This window comes from Cronobacter sp. 153480017-3 (assembly GCF_053627815.1).
Genome location: NZ_JBSEYN010000003.1, coordinates 383,039 through 399,227, shown reverse-complemented (window position 1 = coordinate 399,227; position 16,189 = coordinate 383,039). Strand labels below are relative to the sequence as shown.

General features: G+C 59.9%; 15 protein-coding genes. 8 read left to right on the top strand and 7 right to left on the bottom strand.

Annotated features, from left to right (window positions below):
* The first annotated feature begins 5 nt into the window (after nucleotides 1-5).
* From ACUW6V_RS09735 to ACUW6V_RS09705, 7 genes are all read left to right on the top strand, one after another.
* On the top strand, nucleotides 6-650 hold the full coding sequence (locus tag ACUW6V_RS09735) for a DUF4310 family protein (protein ID WP_004385265.1): 645 nt from the start codon (nucleotides 6-8) through the stop codon (nucleotides 648-650).
* Between the two features lie 40 nt (nucleotides 651-690).
* A complete protein-coding gene (locus tag ACUW6V_RS09730; protein ID WP_454038304.1) occupies nucleotides 691-1,824 on the top strand; it encodes an amidohydrolase/deacetylase family metallohydrolase in 1,134 nt (377 codons plus the stop codon).
* Nucleotides 1,808-2,926 carry a DgaE family pyridoxal phosphate-dependent ammonia lyase gene (locus ACUW6V_RS09725; RefSeq protein ID WP_088276711.1) on the top strand — a complete coding sequence of 373 codons (1,119 nt, stop codon included), beginning with the start codon at nucleotides 1,808-1,810 and terminating at the stop codon, nucleotides 2,924-2,926. The genes ACUW6V_RS09730 and ACUW6V_RS09725 overlap by 17 nt, the downstream gene beginning before the upstream one ends.
* Entirely contained in the window at nucleotides 2,923-3,663 is a 741-nt protein-coding gene (gene dagF, locus ACUW6V_RS09720) for a 2-dehydro-3-deoxy-phosphogluconate aldolase (protein WP_105504248.1), read from the top strand. The genes ACUW6V_RS09725 and dagF overlap by 4 nt, the downstream gene beginning before the upstream one ends.
* Before the next feature lie 113 nt (nucleotides 3,664-3,776).
* Entirely contained in the window at nucleotides 3,777-5,687 is a 1,911-nt protein-coding gene (locus ACUW6V_RS09715; protein WP_454038303.1) for a BglG family transcription antiterminator, read from the top strand.
* Nucleotides 5,688-5,764: 77 nt separating this feature from the next.
* Nucleotides 5,765-6,007 carry a type II toxin-antitoxin system RelB/DinJ family antitoxin gene (locus ACUW6V_RS09710; RefSeq protein WP_007796477.1) on the top strand — a complete coding sequence of 81 codons (243 nt, stop codon included), beginning with the start codon at nucleotides 5,765-5,767 and terminating at the stop codon, nucleotides 6,005-6,007.
* Nucleotides 5,997-6,284: a type II toxin-antitoxin system RelE family toxin gene (locus tag ACUW6V_RS09705; RefSeq protein WP_454038302.1), complete on the top strand. Its 288-nt coding sequence runs from the start codon at nucleotides 5,997-5,999 to the stop codon at nucleotides 6,282-6,284. Before ACUW6V_RS09710 ends, ACUW6V_RS09705 begins: the two co-directional genes overlap by 11 nt.
* Before the next feature lie 7 nt (nucleotides 6,285-6,291).
* On the opposite strand, the gene nrdG is transcribed toward ACUW6V_RS09705, so the two are convergent.
* From nrdG to ACUW6V_RS09690, 3 genes are all read right to left on the bottom strand, one after another.
* A complete protein-coding gene (gene nrdG, locus ACUW6V_RS09700) occupies nucleotides 6,292-6,756 on the bottom strand; it encodes an anaerobic ribonucleoside-triphosphate reductase-activating protein (RefSeq protein ID WP_097582649.1) in 465 nt (154 codons plus the stop codon).
* A 250-nt stretch (nucleotides 6,757-7,006) separates the two neighbouring features.
* The gene (nrdD, locus tag ACUW6V_RS09695; RefSeq protein ID WP_454038301.1) at nucleotides 7,007-9,142 is read right to left on the bottom strand and encodes an anaerobic ribonucleoside-triphosphate reductase; all 2,136 of its coding nucleotides are present in this window, start codon (nucleotides 9,140-9,142) and stop codon (nucleotides 7,007-7,009) included.
* Nucleotides 9,143-9,438: 296 nt separating this feature from the next.
* Nucleotides 9,439-10,320, bottom strand: coding sequence for a LysR family transcriptional regulator (locus tag ACUW6V_RS09690; protein ID WP_007871040.1), 882 nt, complete (start codon nucleotides 10,318-10,320; stop codon nucleotides 9,439-9,441).
* 102 nt (nucleotides 10,321-10,422) lie between these two features.
* On the opposite strand from ACUW6V_RS09690, the gene ACUW6V_RS09685 reads away from it, so the two are divergent.
* A complete protein-coding gene (locus tag ACUW6V_RS09685) occupies nucleotides 10,423-10,953 on the top strand; it encodes an NAD(P)H-dependent oxidoreductase (protein WP_004386036.1) in 531 nt (176 codons plus the stop codon).
* A 10-nt stretch (nucleotides 10,954-10,963) separates the two neighbouring features.
* Here the strand turns inward: ACUW6V_RS09685 and treC are convergent, their stop codons facing one another.
* From treC to ACUW6V_RS09665, 4 genes are all read right to left on the bottom strand, one after another.
* Nucleotides 10,964-12,625: an alpha,alpha-phosphotrehalase gene (treC, locus tag ACUW6V_RS09680; RefSeq protein ID WP_105575138.1), complete on the bottom strand. Its 1,662-nt coding sequence runs from the start codon at nucleotides 12,623-12,625 to the stop codon at nucleotides 10,964-10,966.
* Between the two features lie 60 nt (nucleotides 12,626-12,685).
* Nucleotides 12,686-14,104 carry a PTS trehalose transporter subunit IIBC gene (gene treB / locus ACUW6V_RS09675; protein ID WP_004386038.1) on the bottom strand — a complete coding sequence of 473 codons (1,419 nt, stop codon included), beginning with the start codon at nucleotides 14,102-14,104 and terminating at the stop codon, nucleotides 12,686-12,688.
* Nucleotides 14,105-14,238: 134 nt separating this feature from the next.
* Nucleotides 14,239-15,186 carry a trehalose operon repressor TreR gene (treR, locus tag ACUW6V_RS09670; protein ID WP_454038300.1) on the bottom strand — a complete coding sequence of 316 codons (948 nt, stop codon included), beginning with the start codon at nucleotides 15,184-15,186 and terminating at the stop codon, nucleotides 14,239-14,241.
* 247 nt (nucleotides 15,187-15,433) lie between these two features.
* A complete protein-coding gene (locus ACUW6V_RS09665) occupies nucleotides 15,434-16,051 on the bottom strand; it encodes a TetR/AcrR family transcriptional regulator (RefSeq protein WP_454038299.1) in 618 nt (205 codons plus the stop codon).
* Nucleotides 16,052-16,189 lie beyond the last annotated feature (138 nt).

Below are 16,189 nucleotides of genomic sequence, written 5' to 3'. Positions count from 1 at the left end.
GCATGATGGAAGAGAATAAAGGTTTCTGGTACGCCGACTGGTCATTCCCGATCTTCGTTGGCCTGCTCTCCTCCGGCGTATTCGCCGGAACGCATATGTACTACCTCTACGGCATCGGCGCGTTTAACGAAGTGGCGTTCGTGGCGATGCTCAAAGCCGGCATCGACACCGGCGTCTATGGCGCGGTGGCCGCCTTCGGCGCGAGTTTCCTCTTTGCCCGCATTATCGAAGGCTCGCTGGTAGGCATTCTGGATATCGGCGGCGCCATCCAGACCGGCGTGGGGCTTGGCGTTCCGGCGCTGCTGCTCGGCGCGGGCTTCGTTTTCCCGGTGGCGAACTTCGCCGCCTCGCTGGTCACCGGCCTGCTGATTGGCCTCGCCATCGGCTACGTCATCATTCTGGCGCGTAAATTCACCATTAATCAGAGCGATTCCACCTACGGCGCGGACGTCATGATGGGCGCGGGCAATGCCTCCGGGCGCTTCCTCGGGCCGCTCATCATCCTGAGCGCCATGACCGCCTCAATCCCGATTGGCGTGGGATCGCTTGTGGGCGCGCTGCTGTTTTATCTCTGGCAGAAGCCGATCACCGGCGGGGCTATCCTCGGCGCGATGATCCTGGGTTCGCTGTTTCCTGTGGCGATCGGTTAACCGTGCGGGCGCTCCGGCGCCCGCCTTTTGAGGAAACCCTATGTTTGACCTGATCCTGCGCCAGGCGCGGCTGGTGGACGACACGCTGGCGGATATCGCCATCAAAGACGGCAAAATCGCCGCGCTCGGCAGCGTGACCGGCGAGGCGCGCGCCACGCGCGATCTCAATGGCGAGCATTACGTCAGCCCCGGCTGGATCGATCTGCACGTCCACTGCTACCCGAAATCGCCGATTTACCACGACGATCCGGACGCGGTTGGCGTTTCGACCGGCGTTACCACCGTGGTGGACGCGGGCAGCACCGGCGCGAACGATATCGACGACTTTTACGCGCTGACACGTGGCGTGGCGACCGAGGTGCTGGCGCTGCTCAATGTTTCGAAGGTAGGTCTTATCGCGCAAAACGAGCTGGCGGATATGGCGAATATCGACGCCGCGGCGGCGCGCGAGGCTATCGCCCGTCACCCCGATTTTATCGTCGGCCTGAAAGCGCGCATGAGCAGCAGCGTGGTGGGCGAGAATGGCATCGCGCCGCTTGAGCGCGCCAAAGCTATTCAGCAGGAGAACGGCCATCTGCCGCTGATGGTGCATATCGGCAACGGCCCGCCGCCGCTGGATGAGATCGCCGCGCGGTTGTCTCAGGGCGACATCATTACCCACTGCTTTAACGGCAAACCAAATCGCATCCTGACGCCGCAGGGCCAGCTTCGCGCCAGCATTAGCGACGCGCTTGAGCGTGGCGTGCGCCTTGATGTCGGCCACGGCAGCGCCAGCTTTAGCTTTGAGGTGGCGCGCCAGGCTATCGCGCTCGGCATTCTGCCGCACACTATCAGCTCTGACATCTACTGCCGTAACCGCATCAACGGCCCGGTGCGCAGCCTCGCCCATGTGATGTCGAAATTCCTCGCCATCGGCCTGTCGCTGCCACAGGTGATTGACTGCGTCACGCTGCACGCCGCGCAGGCGCTGCGTCTGGCCCATAAAGGGCGGCTGATGCCAGGGGCCGACGCCGATCTGACGATTTTTGATCTGCGCCGTCAGCCGGCTCTTTTTACCGATGCCGATGAAGAGACGCTACACGGCGACTATTTACTGGTGCCGCTTGCCGCCGTGCGGGCGGGTGCCTGGCACATGACCGAACAAGGGAGCGCGGAACATGCCTTCAGTGTATGAAAAATATGAATTGAAACAGGTGATTAACGCCTCCGGGCGCATGACGATTTTAGGCGTCTCCACGCCGTGCCAGGAGGTGGTGGAAGCCGTCACGCAGGGGCTGAATCACTATTTCGAGATGAAAGATCTGGTGAATAAAACCGGCGCGTACATCGCCAGACTGCTGGAGGTGGAGGCCGCGACCATTGTCTCCTGCGCCTCGGCGGGGCTTGCGCAGTCGGTAGCGGCGGTGCTGGTCAAAGAGAGCGACTGGCTGCTTGAGAACCTGCACACCACTGCGATTGAGCAAAACGAAATTGTGCTGCCGAAAGGGCATAACGTGAATTACGGCGCGCCGGTCGGCACGATGGTGGCGCTCGGCGGCGGAAAGCTGGTCGAGGCGGGCTATGCCAACGAGTGTTCGGCACAGCAGCTTGCCGCCGCGATTACGCCGCGAACAGCGGCGATCCTCTATGTAAAATCGCACCACTGCGTGCAAAAAAGCATGCTGAGCGTGGCGCAGGCCGCTGCGGTGGCGCGTGAGCATCAGCTGCCGTTGATTGTCGACGCCGCCGCCGAAGAAGATTTGCAGTGCTACTACCACGCGGGCGCGGATCTGGTCATCTACAGCGGCGCGAAGGCGATTGAAGGGCCGTCGAGCGGTCTGGTGATCGGCAAAACGCAGTACGTGGAGTGGGTAAAACGTCAGGCGAACGGCATCGGGCGCGCGATGAAAGTCGGCAAAGAGGGCATTCTCGGCCTTACCAGCGCCATTGAGCACTACCTCAGCGCGCCGAAAGAGAGCGGCGCGCAGATGGTGGCCAAAATGACGCCGTTTATCGACCAGCTCAACACGCTGAACGGCGTAACAGCCCGCGTGGTGTGGGACAGCGCCGGGCGCGACATCGCCCGCAGCGAAATCAAATTCGACGAAGCCGTCACCGGCATCAACACCGGCGATCTGGTCAGCGCGCTGAAGCAGGGCGAATACGCCATCTATTTTCGCGGCTACAAAGCCAACGAAGGCATTATTGAAGCGGATGTGCGCAGCGTCAGCGCCGCGCAGCTGGAGATTGTGTTCCGCCGTATCCGGGACGTGCTGAATCAGGAGGCGCACGCATGAAACTGACCCCGAATTTTTACCGCGACCGTGTTTGCCTGAACGTGCTGGCAGGCTCGAAAGAAAACGCCAGCGCGATTTATGAAGCCGCCGAAGGACATGTGCTGGTGGGCGTCCTCTCGAAAAACTACCCGGACGTGGCGAGCGCCGTCGAGGATATGCGGGACTACGCGAAGCGCATCGATAACGCGCTGTCGGTGGGGCTGGGCGCGGGCGACCCGAATCAGTCCGCGATGGTCAGCGCCATCGTGCGCGAGCTACAGCCGCAGCATGTGAACCAGGTCTTTACCGGGGTGGGCGTAAGCCGCGCGCTGCTCGGGCAGCGCGAGACGGTGGTGAACGGGCTGGTGTCACCAACGGGCACGCCTGGCCTTGTGAAAATCTCCACCGGCCCGTTAAGCAGCAGCGCGCCCGACGGCATCGTACCGGTGGAAACCGCGATTGCCCTGCTAAAAGATATGGGCGGCAGCTCGGTGAAATATTTCCCGATGGGCGGCCTTGCCTGCCGCGAGGAGTATCAGGCCGTGGCGGACGCCTGCGCGCGTCACGACTTCTGGCTGGAGCCGACCGGCGGCATCGATCTCGATAACTTTGAAGCGATCCTGCGCATCGCGCTGGAGGCGGGCGTGAGCAAAGTGATCCCGCATATTTACAGCTCGATTATCGACAAAGCCAGCGGCGATACGCGCCCGGAGGATGTGCGCCGCCTGCTGGCGATGACGCGCAATCTGGTGGGGTAAGGCCGTTTTACGTTAAGGCTGGAGAATATATTCATCACCGTGATAAATATATTCCCTGGCCTGAAGCCGTCCGCGGGCGCGATGGCGCGCCCGTTTAACGAGAGGAAACCGGTGTGCGATTCCCGAGTCAACGTCTGTCCCGGCTGTTTGATCTGCTGCAAAACGAAACGCTGCCGCAGGATGAGCTGGCGCGCCGGTTAAACGTCACGACGCGCACCGTGCGGGCGGATATCAGCGCGCTCAATGAATTACTGCGTCAGCATGGCGTGCAGCTGGTGCTTAATCGCGGCAGCGGCTATCAGCTGACCGTTGACGATATGGGGCGTTATCAGGCGCTCCAGGCGAGCCGCCCGAAGGCGCTTCGCATCCCGCGCACCGCGCCGGAACGCGTGCATTATCTGGCGGTGCGCTTCCTGACCTCCGCGTTTTCCCTGAAGCTTGAAGACCTGGCGGAAGAGTGGTTCGTGAGCCGCGCCACGCTGCAAAACGACATGGCGGAAGTGCGCGAACTCTTTACCCGCTATAACCTCACGCTTGAAACCCGCCCGCGCCACGGCATGAAGCTGTTCGGCAGTGAAATGGCGCTGCGCGCGTGCCTGACGGATCTGCTCTGGCAGCTCGCTCAGCAGGACAGCGCTAATCCATTAATTACCGAAGAGGCGCTGAACGCGGGCGTGCAGGAGAGGCTCGCAGAGCGCCTGCCGACGATTTTCGCGCACGCTCGCCTGCGCTTTACCGACGAAGGCGAGCAGTTTATTCGTCTCTATTGCGCCGTGGCGGTGCGGCGCATCAGCGAGGGCTTTCCGCTGCCTGAATTTGTGGCGGACGATGTGGACGATAACGTGCGCGAGGCGGCGCGCGGCATCGCGGCGCTGCTGCAAACGCTGTGCGGCAAACCGCTATCAGAGGCGGAAGAGAACTGGCTGCGGGTGCATATTGCCGCGCGCCAGGTGCAGGAGCTGGAGCCGAGTGCCATCAGCGCCGATGACGCCGAAGCGCTGGCGGGCTACATCCTGCGCTATATCAACACGCACTATAACTACAATCTGCTGACCGACGAGCAGCTGCGCGCCGACCTGCTGACCCACATTCGCACCATGATCACCCGCGTGCGCTACCAGATAAACATTCCCAATCCGCTGCTCGGCAACATCAAACAGCACTACCCGATGGCCTGGGATATGACGCTGGCGGCCGTGTCCGCCTGGGGCAAATACACGCCTTACACCATCAGCGAAAACGAAGTGGGGTTTCTGGTGCTGCATATCGGCGTCGGGCTTGAACGCCACTATAACGTGGGCTACCAGCGTAACCCGCGCGTACTGCTGGTGTGCGATACCGGCAACTCTACGGTGCGCATGATCCAGTCGATGCTGCTGCGCAAATACCCGCAGTTAGAAGTGAGTGAAATCGCCACGCTGCGCGACTACGAGCAGCGCGCCGCCATCGTCGAGGATTTTGTGATTTCCACCGCGCGGGTGGCGGAAAAAGATAAGCCGGTGGTAGTGATGTCGCCGTTCCCGACCGATTTCCAGCTGGAGCAAATCGGCAAGCTGGTGCTGGTGGACAGAACCCGGCCCTGGATGCTGGAGAAATATTTCGACGCCCGGCATTTTCGCGTGGTGGACGGGCCCATGACCCAGCAGCAGCTTTTCAAAGAGCTGTGCGATGAGCTGGAGCAGGACGGGTACGTGGGGGCGGATTTTCTGCCGTCGGTGGTGGAGCGCGAGGCGATTGTCAGCACCATGCTTGGCGACGGTATCGCGTTGCCGCACTCGCTCGGGCTGATGGCGCGCAAAACGGTGGTCTATACCGTACTGGCCCCGCAGGGAATTGCGTGGGGAGAGGAGACCGCGCACGTGATTTTCCTGCTCGCCATCAGCAAACGCGAATATGAAGAGGCGATGACGATTTACGATCTGTTCGTCACGTTTTTGCGCGAACGCGCGGCGCAGCAACTACAAACGTGTCGTGATTTCGCCCAGTTTCAGGCGGTGGCGATGACCTGCCTGAGCCGGTTTTAGAAGCTGTCTTCCAGAATTCGATGTAATTCATATGTAATGCTATATTGCATTACACTTTGAGAAACGTCGGAGGCATAATGGCCACAATCAACGTAAGGCTTGATGACAAGCTTAAAAATGAGGCTTATGCGGTGCTGGAAAAACTGGGTATCACCCCTACCGAAGCGGTGCGTCTGCTGTTTCAGTATGTGGCGCAAAATGGCCGTATGCCGGTCAAAACGCTAACCGTCAGCGACAGCGAAGAGGCGCTGCTGCGTACCGTGCGGGAGCGACTGGCGGATCCGCAGCCGGGCATCAGGGTTGATCTGGATGAGCTATAAACTGGTCTTTGACCCACGTGCGCTGAAGGAGTGGCACAAACTGGGCGAGACCGTTAAAGCGCAATTCAAAAAGAAGCTGGCGCACGTGCTGGCGGCTCCCAGGGTGAAATCCGCCTGGTTAAGTGGCCTGCCGGACTGCTACAAAATTAAATTAAGAACGAGCGGTTACCGGCTGGTGTATCAGGTGCGCGATGATGCTGTCCGTGTGCTGGTCATCGCGATCGGCAAACGCGAAAACCTGACCGTATACCAGGGGGCCGGGCACCGTCTGGAGTAAGTGCCTCTCAGCGCAGCCGGTGGATAACCTGGTTGCTGCTGCCACGCCAGATAAGCGCCGGATCTTTCAGATCCTGCACAAACTTGCCATCCACCAGCACGTTGATGTGGTTTACCACCTCGCGCTGGGCATCGCTCAGTTCATCGATTTTATACCCCGTCCAGACCCAGATATCTTTGCCGGGGCACTCGGCCCGCACGCGTTGGACGAGCTTTAGGATTGTCGGCACATTTTGCGGGTGCAGCGGATCGCCGCCCGACAGCGACAGCCCCTGGCGTTTGACGCGGGTATCGTTGAGATCGGCGATGATGCGGTTTTCCATCTCGTCTGTGAAGGGTACGCCGGAGTTGAGCCGCCAGGTGCTTTTGTTGTAGCAGCCGGGGCATTCGTGAACGCAGCCCGCCACAAATAATGTGCAGCGGGTGCCGGGGCCGTTGACGACATCAACGGGATAATATTGATGGTAATTCATGGTTTCCTCGTCCCAGGCGGGCGAACGGTGGGTGCGCTTCGCTTACTCACCCTACAACGATTTGCCGGGCGGCGGGTGCGGCTTCGCTTACCCACCCTACACAGGTTTGCCGGGCGGTGGGTGCGCTTCGCTTACCCGTCCTACACAGGTTTGCCGGGAGGTGGGTGCGCGTTGCTTACCCGCCCTACGCGTTTCGTTTTGTAGGGTGGGTAAGCGCAGCGCACCCACCGTGCCAGACGCCAGAGCGGCGTTAACCCAACTGCCCGTTGCCGAGGTGCTTCACGCGGCGCTTCACCTCTTCCTGTTTACCCGCGTTGAACGGACGGGCGTCGGGGCTGCCGAGATACCCGCAAACGCGGCGGGTGACGGAAACGCGCGACGCATCATGGTTGCCGCATTTCGGACAGGTAAAGCCCTTGCTGGTGCACTCGAATTCGCCGGTGAACCCGCACTCGTAACACTCATCAATCGGCGTATTGGTGCCGTAATAAGGCACATGGCGATAGCTGTAATCCCACACGTCCTCCAGCGCCTTCAGGTTATGCTGCAGATTCGGGTATTCGCCGTAACAGATGAAGCCACCACTCGCGAGCGGCGGGTAGGGCGCTTCGAAATCGATTTTATCGTACGGGTTTACCTTCTTCTCCACGTCCAGGTGGAAGCTGTTGGTGTAATACCCTTTGTCGGTCACGCCCGGCACCACGCCAAACTCGGCGGTATCGAGGCGGCAGAAACGATCGCACAGATTCTCGCTCGGCGTGCTGTAGAGGCTAAAGCCGTAACCGGTCTCTTCTTTCCACCGATCCACCGCCTGACGCAGACGCTCAACGATGGCGATACCTTTGGCGCGCAGCGTCTCGCTGTCATAGATATGCTGGTTGCCGGACAGCGCGTTAATCGTTTCATGAATGCCGATATACCCAAGAGAAATCGACGCGCGGCCGTTTTTGAAAATCTCCGCGATGTCGTCATCCGGTTTAAGACGCACCCCGCACGCGCCTTCCATATAGAGAATCGGTGCCACCCGCGCTTTTACGCCTTCGAGACGCGCAATGCGCGTCATCAGCGCTTTGCGGGCGAGCTTCAGCCGCTCATCGAGCAGCGCCCAGAATGCGGTTTCATCGCCTTTCGCTTCAAGCGCGATGCGCGGCAGGTTCAGGCTAATCACGCCGAGGTTATTGCGCCCGTCGTGGATCTGCTCGCCGTTCTCTTCATAAACGCCAAGAAAACTGCGGCAGCCCATCGGCGTTTTAAACGAACCGGTCACTTTCACTACCTGATCGTAGTTGAGGATATCCGGGTACATGCGCTTGCTCGCGCACTCCAGCGCCAGCTGCTTGATGTCGTAGTTCGGGTCGCCGGCTTTATGGTTCAGGCCGTCACGAATCGCGAACACCAGTTTCGGGAACACCGCCGTCTTGTGATTTTTACCGAGGCCCGCAATGCGGTTGCGCAGAATCGAGCTCTGGATCAAACGCGATTCCCAGCTGGTGCCAAGACCAAAACCAAAGGTGACGAACGGCGTCTGGCCGTTGGCCGTGTGCAGCGTGTTGACTTCATATTCCAGCGACTGGAACGCGTCGTAGCACTCTTTTTCGGTGCGGGCGCGGGCGTAGCCTTCGACATCCGGAATGTTCCACTCAAGCGCGGTGCGGCGGTGCTTCTCAAAACTTGCCGTCACAAACGGGGCCAGCACTTCGTCAATGCGGTTGATGGTGGTGCCGCCGTAAATGTGGCTCGCCACCTGGGCGATGATCTGCGCCGTCACGGCAGTGGCGGTGGAAATCGATTTCGGCGGTTCTATCTCGGCGTTGCCCATTTTAAACCCCTGCGTCAGCATGCCTTTTAAGTCGATCAGCATGCAGTTGAACATCGGGAAGAAGGGCGAGTAGTCGAGATCGTGATAGTGAATTTCGCCGCGTTCGTGGGCGAGCACCACGTCGCGCGGCAGCAGATACTGGCGCGCATAGTGTTTGGCGACAATGCCCGCCAGCAGGTCGCGCTGGGTCGGGATCACTTTGCTGTCTTTATTGGCGTTCTCGTTCAGCAGCGCCGGGTTGGTCTGCTCAACCAGCCCGCGGATCTCTTTATTCAGGCGGCCCTGTTTTTCACGGGCGATATCGCGGTCGTGGCGGTACTCAATATAGGCGCGCGCCAGCTGCTTGTAGTTGCCCGCCATCAGCTGGTTTTCCACCGCCGTCTGGATCTCGTGAATGTCCACTTCACGACGATGCTGCATCTGGCTGCTGACGATTTCCGCGACGGTGGCGCAATAGTCTGCGTCATCGACTCCCGCTGCCTGCGCCGCGCGAAGAATCGCTTCGCGAATGCGCGCTGAATTGAAAGGTACTTTACACCCGTCTCGTTTCACTACATGCGGTGTCATGATCACTCCATATTAAGCACAGGTTATCCACAGAAACTCCGTCGTGCGGCGCAGGGAATATTGGCTGCATAAACCCCCTGTTAACGTCGGAGCTGGCCCGTTTTATCCACAGCAGCGCGGGAATATCCTCCGCACCGGATTGCTGAAAGTTTAGCCTGAAATAACAAGATATTGGGCCGCGGTGGATTTTAATGTCTATATATAGTGATTTGCATCAAACAAGTTTGCGATTTTATTGATGCAGGACAAAGCAAAGCGGCGAGTGCGCTTACGGTCTGCGTTGAGGCGGGAAAGATTTACACTGTGAATTTTTCGATTAAAAAATCAACGAAAGCCCGCACGCGCGGGGCGAGGCGATGGTGCGGATACTTCACCCAGAGCGGCTGCGGCGCAGGCCAGTGCGCTTCCATCAACGGCACCAGACGGCCTGTGGCGATAAGCGGTGCCAGATACCAGTCGGCGAGCGAGACAATGCCCATCTCCGCCAGCGCGGCGTCCACCAGCACATCGGGAAAGGTGCTGATAAGAAAAGCGTGCTGCTCTTCCATCGCCAGTTCGTCAGCAAGCCAGCTTTGCAGCTTGCCGTTGCCGGGATTGCGGTGTACCAGGCAGCGATGATGCAGCAGATCCTGCGGCTGTTGCGGCGTACCAAACTGCGCCAGGTAGGCAGGCGAGGCGGCGAGCATCATGCGCATCGGGCGGATTTCGCGCGTCACGATGCGGCTGTCCTGCACCGTCCGCTGGCCAATCGCCACATCGATCCGCTCGCCAATCAGGTTAACGCGGCGCGGATCCATCGCCAGATCCAGCCGCACCTGCGGGTAGCGCTGCTGGAAAGCGGGCAGCGCCGGCATCAGAAGGTAGCGTCCGAAGCCGGGAATCACGCTCACGCGCACCAGCCCCTGCGGCTCGTCGGCAGGCTTTTCCAGCGCCTGGTTGAGCGCATGCCACAGCGGGGCCACTTGTTCGCGCAGCGCCGCGCCTTCTTCCGTCAGCACCACAAAATGCGTGTTGCGCTGAAACAGCACGCGGCCCAGGCGCGCCTCCAGTTGCCGCACGCTTTTACTGACAGCAGCAGGCGTCACGCCCAGCAGGCGAGCGGCGGCGGAAAAACTCTGGCTCTGCGCGGCGGCGAGAAACGCAGGCAGCAGGCGATGCACGTCTGAGGTGAGCGTCATGATTGATACCTTTGGTTGAAACAGATATGCCCGGAACTGCACTACAGGTTAACCCTGCGTCATGCCAACATTACCTCAACCACATCGTTGAGGAGAGTAAAAATGAAAAAAGTTCTGGTTCTGGCCGGGCACCGTTACCCGGATGATTCCCGCGTCAACCGCGCGGCTATCGAGGCGCTGAAAGCACTGCCGCAGGTGACGGTGCATGAGCTGATGCGTGAATATCCGGATTTTAATATCGACGTGAAGCGCGAGCAGGCGCTGCTGCTGGCCCATGATGCGGTGGTGATGCTGTTTCCGTTCTGGTGGTACAGCTCGCCTGCGATTTTAAAAGAGTGGCAGGATCAGGTGCTTGAGCACGGTTTTGCCTACGGCACCGGCGGCGATCGCCTGCACGGCAAACCGTTTATGCTGATGGTTTCGACCGGCGGCAGCGCAGAGGCTTATTCGCCGCAGGGCTATAACCGTTACCCGATTGAGGAATTCTGGCTGCCGTTTCACGCGATGGCCAACATGACCGGCATGATCTGGCAGCCGCCAGCGCTGATTCAGGGCACGCACGTCCTGAGCGACGCCAGTCTCGACGCCGGCGTCGCGCAGTGGCTGAGCCGGGTTAACGCGCTGGTGCGTTAACCCGATTGGGTTACGCGTCTCCCTGAAGCCATATTACGGCTTCGAACGGGCGCAGGTTCATTTCGCCGGGGCGGGGTGCTGCATCGGGATAGTTGCTCATCAGCACCTGCCACGCGCCGCTAAAATCGCCCGGCGTACACCAGTGCGCTTCGCGAGACAGATTCGCCATCACCACCAGCGTCTGCCCTTGCCATTCACGGCGATAGCACCACAGGTAAGGATGCTCCGCCAGCAGGTCGTGATAGTCGCCCCAGGTGAAAATCGGGTGCGCCTTACGCAGCCTGATGAGTTTCTGATAGGCGTAAAAAACGGAGTCTGGATCGTCGAGCGCGCGCGCGGCGTTGATCTCGCGGTAATTATCGCAAAGCCCTATCCACGGCGTGCCGGTGGTAAAGCCGCCGTTATCGCTGTCATCCCATTGCATCGGCGTGCGGCTGTTATCGCGCGATTTGCTGGCGAGGATGGCGAGCAGCGTCTCCGGGCTTTGCCCCTGGGCGCGCCGCTCGGCAAACATATTGTGGCTTTCCACGTCGCGGTAATCGATGATCCGCGTGAAATGCGGGTTGGTCATGCCCAGCTCTTCGCCCTGGTAGATATAGGGCGTGCCCTGCATGCCGTGCAGCACCATCGCGAGCATTTTCGCCGCCGGTACGCGCAGCGCGCCCTCGTCGCCGAAGCGCGAGACGATGCGCGGCTGATCGTGGTTACACCAGAACAGCGCGTTCCAGGCCACGCCATGCATCCCCTGCTGCCAGTGGTTGAAAATCGCTTTCAGCGCCACGAAATCGGGCGCGGCGAGCGTCCACTTCTGTCCGTCCGGGTAATCCACTTTCAGGTGATGGAAGTTAAACGTCATCGAGAGCTCGTGGCCTTCCAGCGCGGCGTAGCGCTGGCAGTTCTCAAGCGTCGTGGAGGACATTTCGCCCACTGTCATCAGCCCGCGCGGCTGAAACACGTCGCGGCTCAGCTCCTGTAAATAGTCGTGAATGCGCGGTCCGTCGGTGTAAAAACGCCGCCCGTCGCCGCGATCGTCCGACGGGAAATCCTGATCTTTTGAAATCAGGTTGATCACATCGAGACGCAGGCCGTCCACGCCGCGATCGGCCCAGAATTCGCAGACCTTTTTCACCTCGGCGCGCACCTGCGGGTTTTCCCAGTTGAGATCCGCCTGTTCGGGCGCAAAGAGGTGCAGATAGTACTGGCCGCTCTCGGCGTGCCAGCGCCAGGCGCTGCCGCCGAATTTTGAACGCCAGTTGTTGGGTGCTTCTTCCGGCGTACCGTCGCGCCAGATGTAAAATTCGCGGTGCGCGCTCTCGCGGGTCAGCGCGTCATGAAACCAGGCGTGCTGCGTCGAGGTGTGGTTAAACACCATGTCCAGAATCACCCGGATGCCGCGGGCATGGGCGTCCGCCACCAGCGCGTCGAACTCCTCCAGCGTGCCATAGGCTGGATCAATGGCGGTATAGTTCGCCACGTCGTAACCGTTATCGACCTGCGGAGAGAGATAGAAGGGCGTCAGCCAGATGGCGTCCACGCCAAGTTGTTGCAGATAATCGAGGCGTCGGGTGACGCCCGCCAGATCGCCTGTGCCGTTGCCGGACGTATCCTGGAAACTCTTCGGGTAAATCTGGTAAATCACCCCGTTTTGCCACCACGGCAGAGTGTTATTCATAACGCGTTCCTGCTGTTGCTAAAGGGGAGCGCCGAAACGCTCCCCGCACTACCCTAAAAGTTAGACGACTAAGAGCGTTCCCTGGCGGGATTTTCGCTTGTAGAGAAAGGCGGTCAGAATGAAAGGAACAATGATCGCCACCAGCATCGCCATGCCGTATACCTGCCAGTAATCCGGCTGGATGGAGAGAATGGCGGGCAGACCGCCGACGCCGATGCCGTTCGCCACCACGCCGCTCAGCCCGCACAGCAGTGCCGCAATGCTGGAACCCACCATGCCGCAGAGCATCGGGAAGCGGTATTTCATGTTGATGCCGTACATGGCGGGTTCGGTCACGCCGAGATACGCCGAGATAGCTGCCGGTACGGAGATTTCGCGCTCGTTATGTTTGCGGCTGGTCATGATGATACCCACCACCGCCGAGCCCTGGGCAATGTTCGACAGCGCAATCAGCGGCCACACCGGCGTGCCGCCCATGCTCTGAATCATCTGCATATCCACCGCAAGCGTGGTCTGATGGACGCCGGTGATGACCAGCGGCGCGTAGAGAAAGCCAAACAGCGCGGCACCGATGGGCGCGAAGCTGCCGGTCATCAGGTGACGCACGCCGAACGCCACGCCATCGCCGATAAGGCGGCCAAACGGGCCGATAAACGCGTGCGCCAGGAATACCGCGAGCAGCAATGAGCAGACCGGCACCACTACCAGATAGAGGTAATCCGGCACCAGGCGTTTTAAGCGAATTTCAATCATGCCGAGCGCCAGACCCGCCAGCAGCGCCGGGATCACCTGCGCCTGATAGCCCACTTTGGCGATGGTAAAGAGCCCAAAATCCCACACTTCCGGCGTTTGCTGGCCGAGCAGATAGGCGTTCATCAGCTGCGGAGAAACCAGCGTCACGCCAAGCACGATCCCGAGGATCGGCGTGCCGCCCATTTTGCGCACCGCCGACCAGCAGATCCCGACCGGCAGATAGAAGAAGATGGCCTCGCCGATAAGCCATAAAAAGTCGTAGATGGTTTTAAGCGACGGGAACATCTGCGCCAGCGTTTTGCCGTCGTGCATTGGCACATCGCCAATCACGTTGCGAAAGCCGAGGATCAGGCCGCCGCTAATCAGCGCGGGCAGCAGCGGGAAGAAAATTTCGGCGAAGTGGGAGATAAGCCGCTCATGCCATTTCATGTTCTGGCGCGCGGCGAGTTTTGCCTGCTCTTTACTGGCGGCGCTGTGGCCGCTGGTGGCGATCAGCGCCTGGTAGTAATCACCGACATTGGTGCCAATCACCACCTGAAACTGTCCGGCGTTGGTAAAGCAGCCTTTCACCATTGGCAGCTCTTCTATCGCTTTCGGATCGGCTTTAGACGGCTGATTCAGTACAAAACGCAGACGGGTAATGCAGTGGCTAACGGTTGCGATATTCTCGCGGCCGCCCACAAGGGTTATCAGCTTATCGATATCCTGTTGGTTTACTTTGCTCATGATGAAGCCCTGTCGCAGAGGTAGGTACGAGGCGCGGATGGCCTGGGGCGCAGAGTAACTTTTAAGCGGGATGGCGTGAACGGGAACGTTCCCGAAAACAGAGCGCGATCACAATAAACATGCAGGAAGGGCGCTTAGCCGAGACGGGCGGGGATCACTATCTGGCGCGGATCGGCGCGGCCGGTTATCTGATCGATAAGCTGTTTCGCCGCCGCGCGCCCGGCTTGACCATAACCGGGATCGACCGCGATCGCTTCAGGGTGCAGGAATTTGAGCAGCGGCGTATTGCCGACGCTCGCAAGCTGGACCGGCGTGCCGCCGCGCTGCTGAAGATATTTACTGGCACCGATGGCAAGGGTATCGGTCGCGCAGACCAGCGCGGTGGTCTCTTCACTCAGCACGTCGGCGGCGTGTTCATAACCCTGCTTCATGGCAAGCCCCGGCAGCGTGTCGCGCGGCGTCAGCCCGTGCTGTTTACAGAAACTGAGATACGCCTCGTGGCGTCGCTTGCCGGTCGTGATATCGCTGTGCGGCACGCCGAGAAAGCTGATGTGGCGGTGGCCGTTGTCATACAGGTGCTGCATTAAGAGCCGTATCGCGCCGTCATCCTCGTAGCAGACCGATGCAAAACCCGTCGCGTCGCGCGCCATCAGCACCAGCGATTTCTGCCAGGCGGCGGTCAGCACCTCGTTAATGCCGCTAAAGCCAAACAAAATCACGCCATCGATATGGCGGCGGCTCAGCACGCCCAGATGCTCCTGCACCAGCGCGGGCGAAAAACGGCTCTCCAGCATGATAGGATCGTAACCCTGTTCATACAGCGCGGGCAGAATGGTCTGCACCGCCAGGTTTTCCGACAGCGAATCCAGGCGGGTGACGATAATCGCGACGACTTTATCACTCTGTCCGCGCATCGCGCGCGCCGAGCGGGAAGGGGAGAAACCGTGCTGGCGCATCACCGCCTCGACCTTTTCGCGGGTGCGTTCGCTGACGCCGCTCTCGTTATTGAGCACGCGCGACACGGTGGATTTCCCCACGCCGCTTAAGCGCGCAATGTCTTTAATGGTGAGGCGGTGTTGCATCGTCCATTCCTCTGGCTGGCGGTCTGTAAAAGCGATAATGCGTAAAGGTAATGCCCCTGGCGTGCGGCGCAATGGGCATAATCTGGTTCAGGGGGGCTTTCGCGCGTATATAGCCAACCATTGTGCCTGACGTCACAAAGCGAAGCGCCAGAAGGTATCTTCGCCGATGATTTTTGGCTTATCAATCATTGTGCTGCGGATTTGTGTGCCTGGCGCGAGTCACCGGGCACAGTCGGCGAGAAAAGCGTCAGACGGCGTGATGGTGGCGGCTTAACCAGATGCCCTCGCACAAGAGCTGCGCGCAGCCCAGCGCCAGCGCCTCCGGGGGCGCCTCATCTGCCGGGACCCGCGCCATCTGGTCTATCATGCCCACGCAGCAGCGCGCCATGTGTAGCGCGTCGATATCATCGCGAAACAGGCCAAGCGACTGCTCTTTGGCGATATTACTGGCGATGGCGTTGACCAGCGTCGCTTTGGTCTGCGTGCAGCCTGGCGGCTGAAAGAAGCCGATTTCGGTCAGCGCTTTGTCTTCGGCAAGAAAATTCAGCAGTTTGAGAAAGCTATTCTGCACGCTTTTCACCAGCGCTTCGCCTTCGATACGGTCGCGGATCAGCAGCGTTTCGGTGAGCCGCTCCAGGCGCAGGCGAAACTCGCTCACCAGCTCTTCATAAGCGGCTTCTTTACTGGCGAAATAGAGATAAAACGTGGGTTGGCTCAGACCGCTCGCTTTAACGATATTGCTGACTTTGGTGCTGTGATAGCCAAGCCGCGCGAACTCGGCGCAGGCATGTTTCAACAGGCGACGGCGGGTAGCGATGCCCCGTTTCGGTTTCCGGCTTTCCGGGTGGTCAGCGTCAGTCTGCAAATCCTCTCTCCCTGGGTCACGTGAACGGCGTAAGCTTACTGCAAGCCAGACGGCAAAGGTATCGCACCAGGCGTTTTCGTCGCGCTTGTCACGCAAACGCGTTATGTTACTATCGAGTAAGGTTACTCATCAGTAGTC

Excerpts from the sequence above, each read along its gene's own strand:
- ACUW6V_RS09735 (WP_004385265.1), top strand. The coding sequence starts at position 6 with ATGGAAGAGAATAAAGGTTTCTGGTACGCCGACTGGTCATTCCCGATC.
- ACUW6V_RS09730 (WP_454038304.1), top strand. The coding sequence starts at position 691 with ATGTTTGACCTGATCCTGCGCCAGGCGCGGCTGGTGGACGACACGCTG.
- ACUW6V_RS09725 (WP_088276711.1), top strand. The coding sequence starts at position 1,808 with ATGCCTTCAGTGTATGAAAAATATGAATTGAAACAGGTGATTAACGCC.
- dagF (WP_105504248.1), top strand. The coding sequence starts at position 2,923 with ATGAAACTGACCCCGAATTTTTACCGCGACCGTGTTTGCCTGAACGTG.
- ACUW6V_RS09710 (WP_007796477.1), top strand. The coding sequence starts at position 5,765 with ATGGCCACAATCAACGTAAGGCTTGATGACAAGCTTAAAAATGAGGCT.
- ACUW6V_RS09705 (WP_454038302.1), top strand. The coding sequence starts at position 5,997 with ATGAGCTATAAACTGGTCTTTGACCCACGTGCGCTGAAGGAGTGGCAC.
- nrdG (WP_097582649.1), bottom strand. The coding sequence starts at position 6,756 with ATGAATTACCATCAATATTATCCCGTTGATGTCGTCAACGGCCCCGGC.
- nrdD (WP_454038301.1), bottom strand. The coding sequence starts at position 9,142 with ATGACACCGCATGTAGTGAAACGAGACGGGTGTAAAGTACCTTTCAAT.
- ACUW6V_RS09690 (WP_007871040.1), bottom strand. The coding sequence starts at position 10,320 with ATGACGCTCACCTCAGACGTGCATCGCCTGCTGCCTGCGTTTCTCGCC.
- ACUW6V_RS09685 (WP_004386036.1), top strand. The coding sequence starts at position 10,423 with ATGAAAAAAGTTCTGGTTCTGGCCGGGCACCGTTACCCGGATGATTCC.
- treC (WP_105575138.1), bottom strand. The coding sequence starts at position 12,625 with ATGAATAACACTCTGCCGTGGTGGCAAAACGGGGTGATTTACCAGATT.
- treB (WP_004386038.1), bottom strand. The coding sequence starts at position 14,104 with ATGAGCAAAGTAAACCAACAGGATATCGATAAGCTGATAACCCTTGTG.
- treR (WP_454038300.1), bottom strand. The coding sequence starts at position 15,186 with ATGCAACACCGCCTCACCATTAAAGACATTGCGCGCTTAAGCGGCGTG.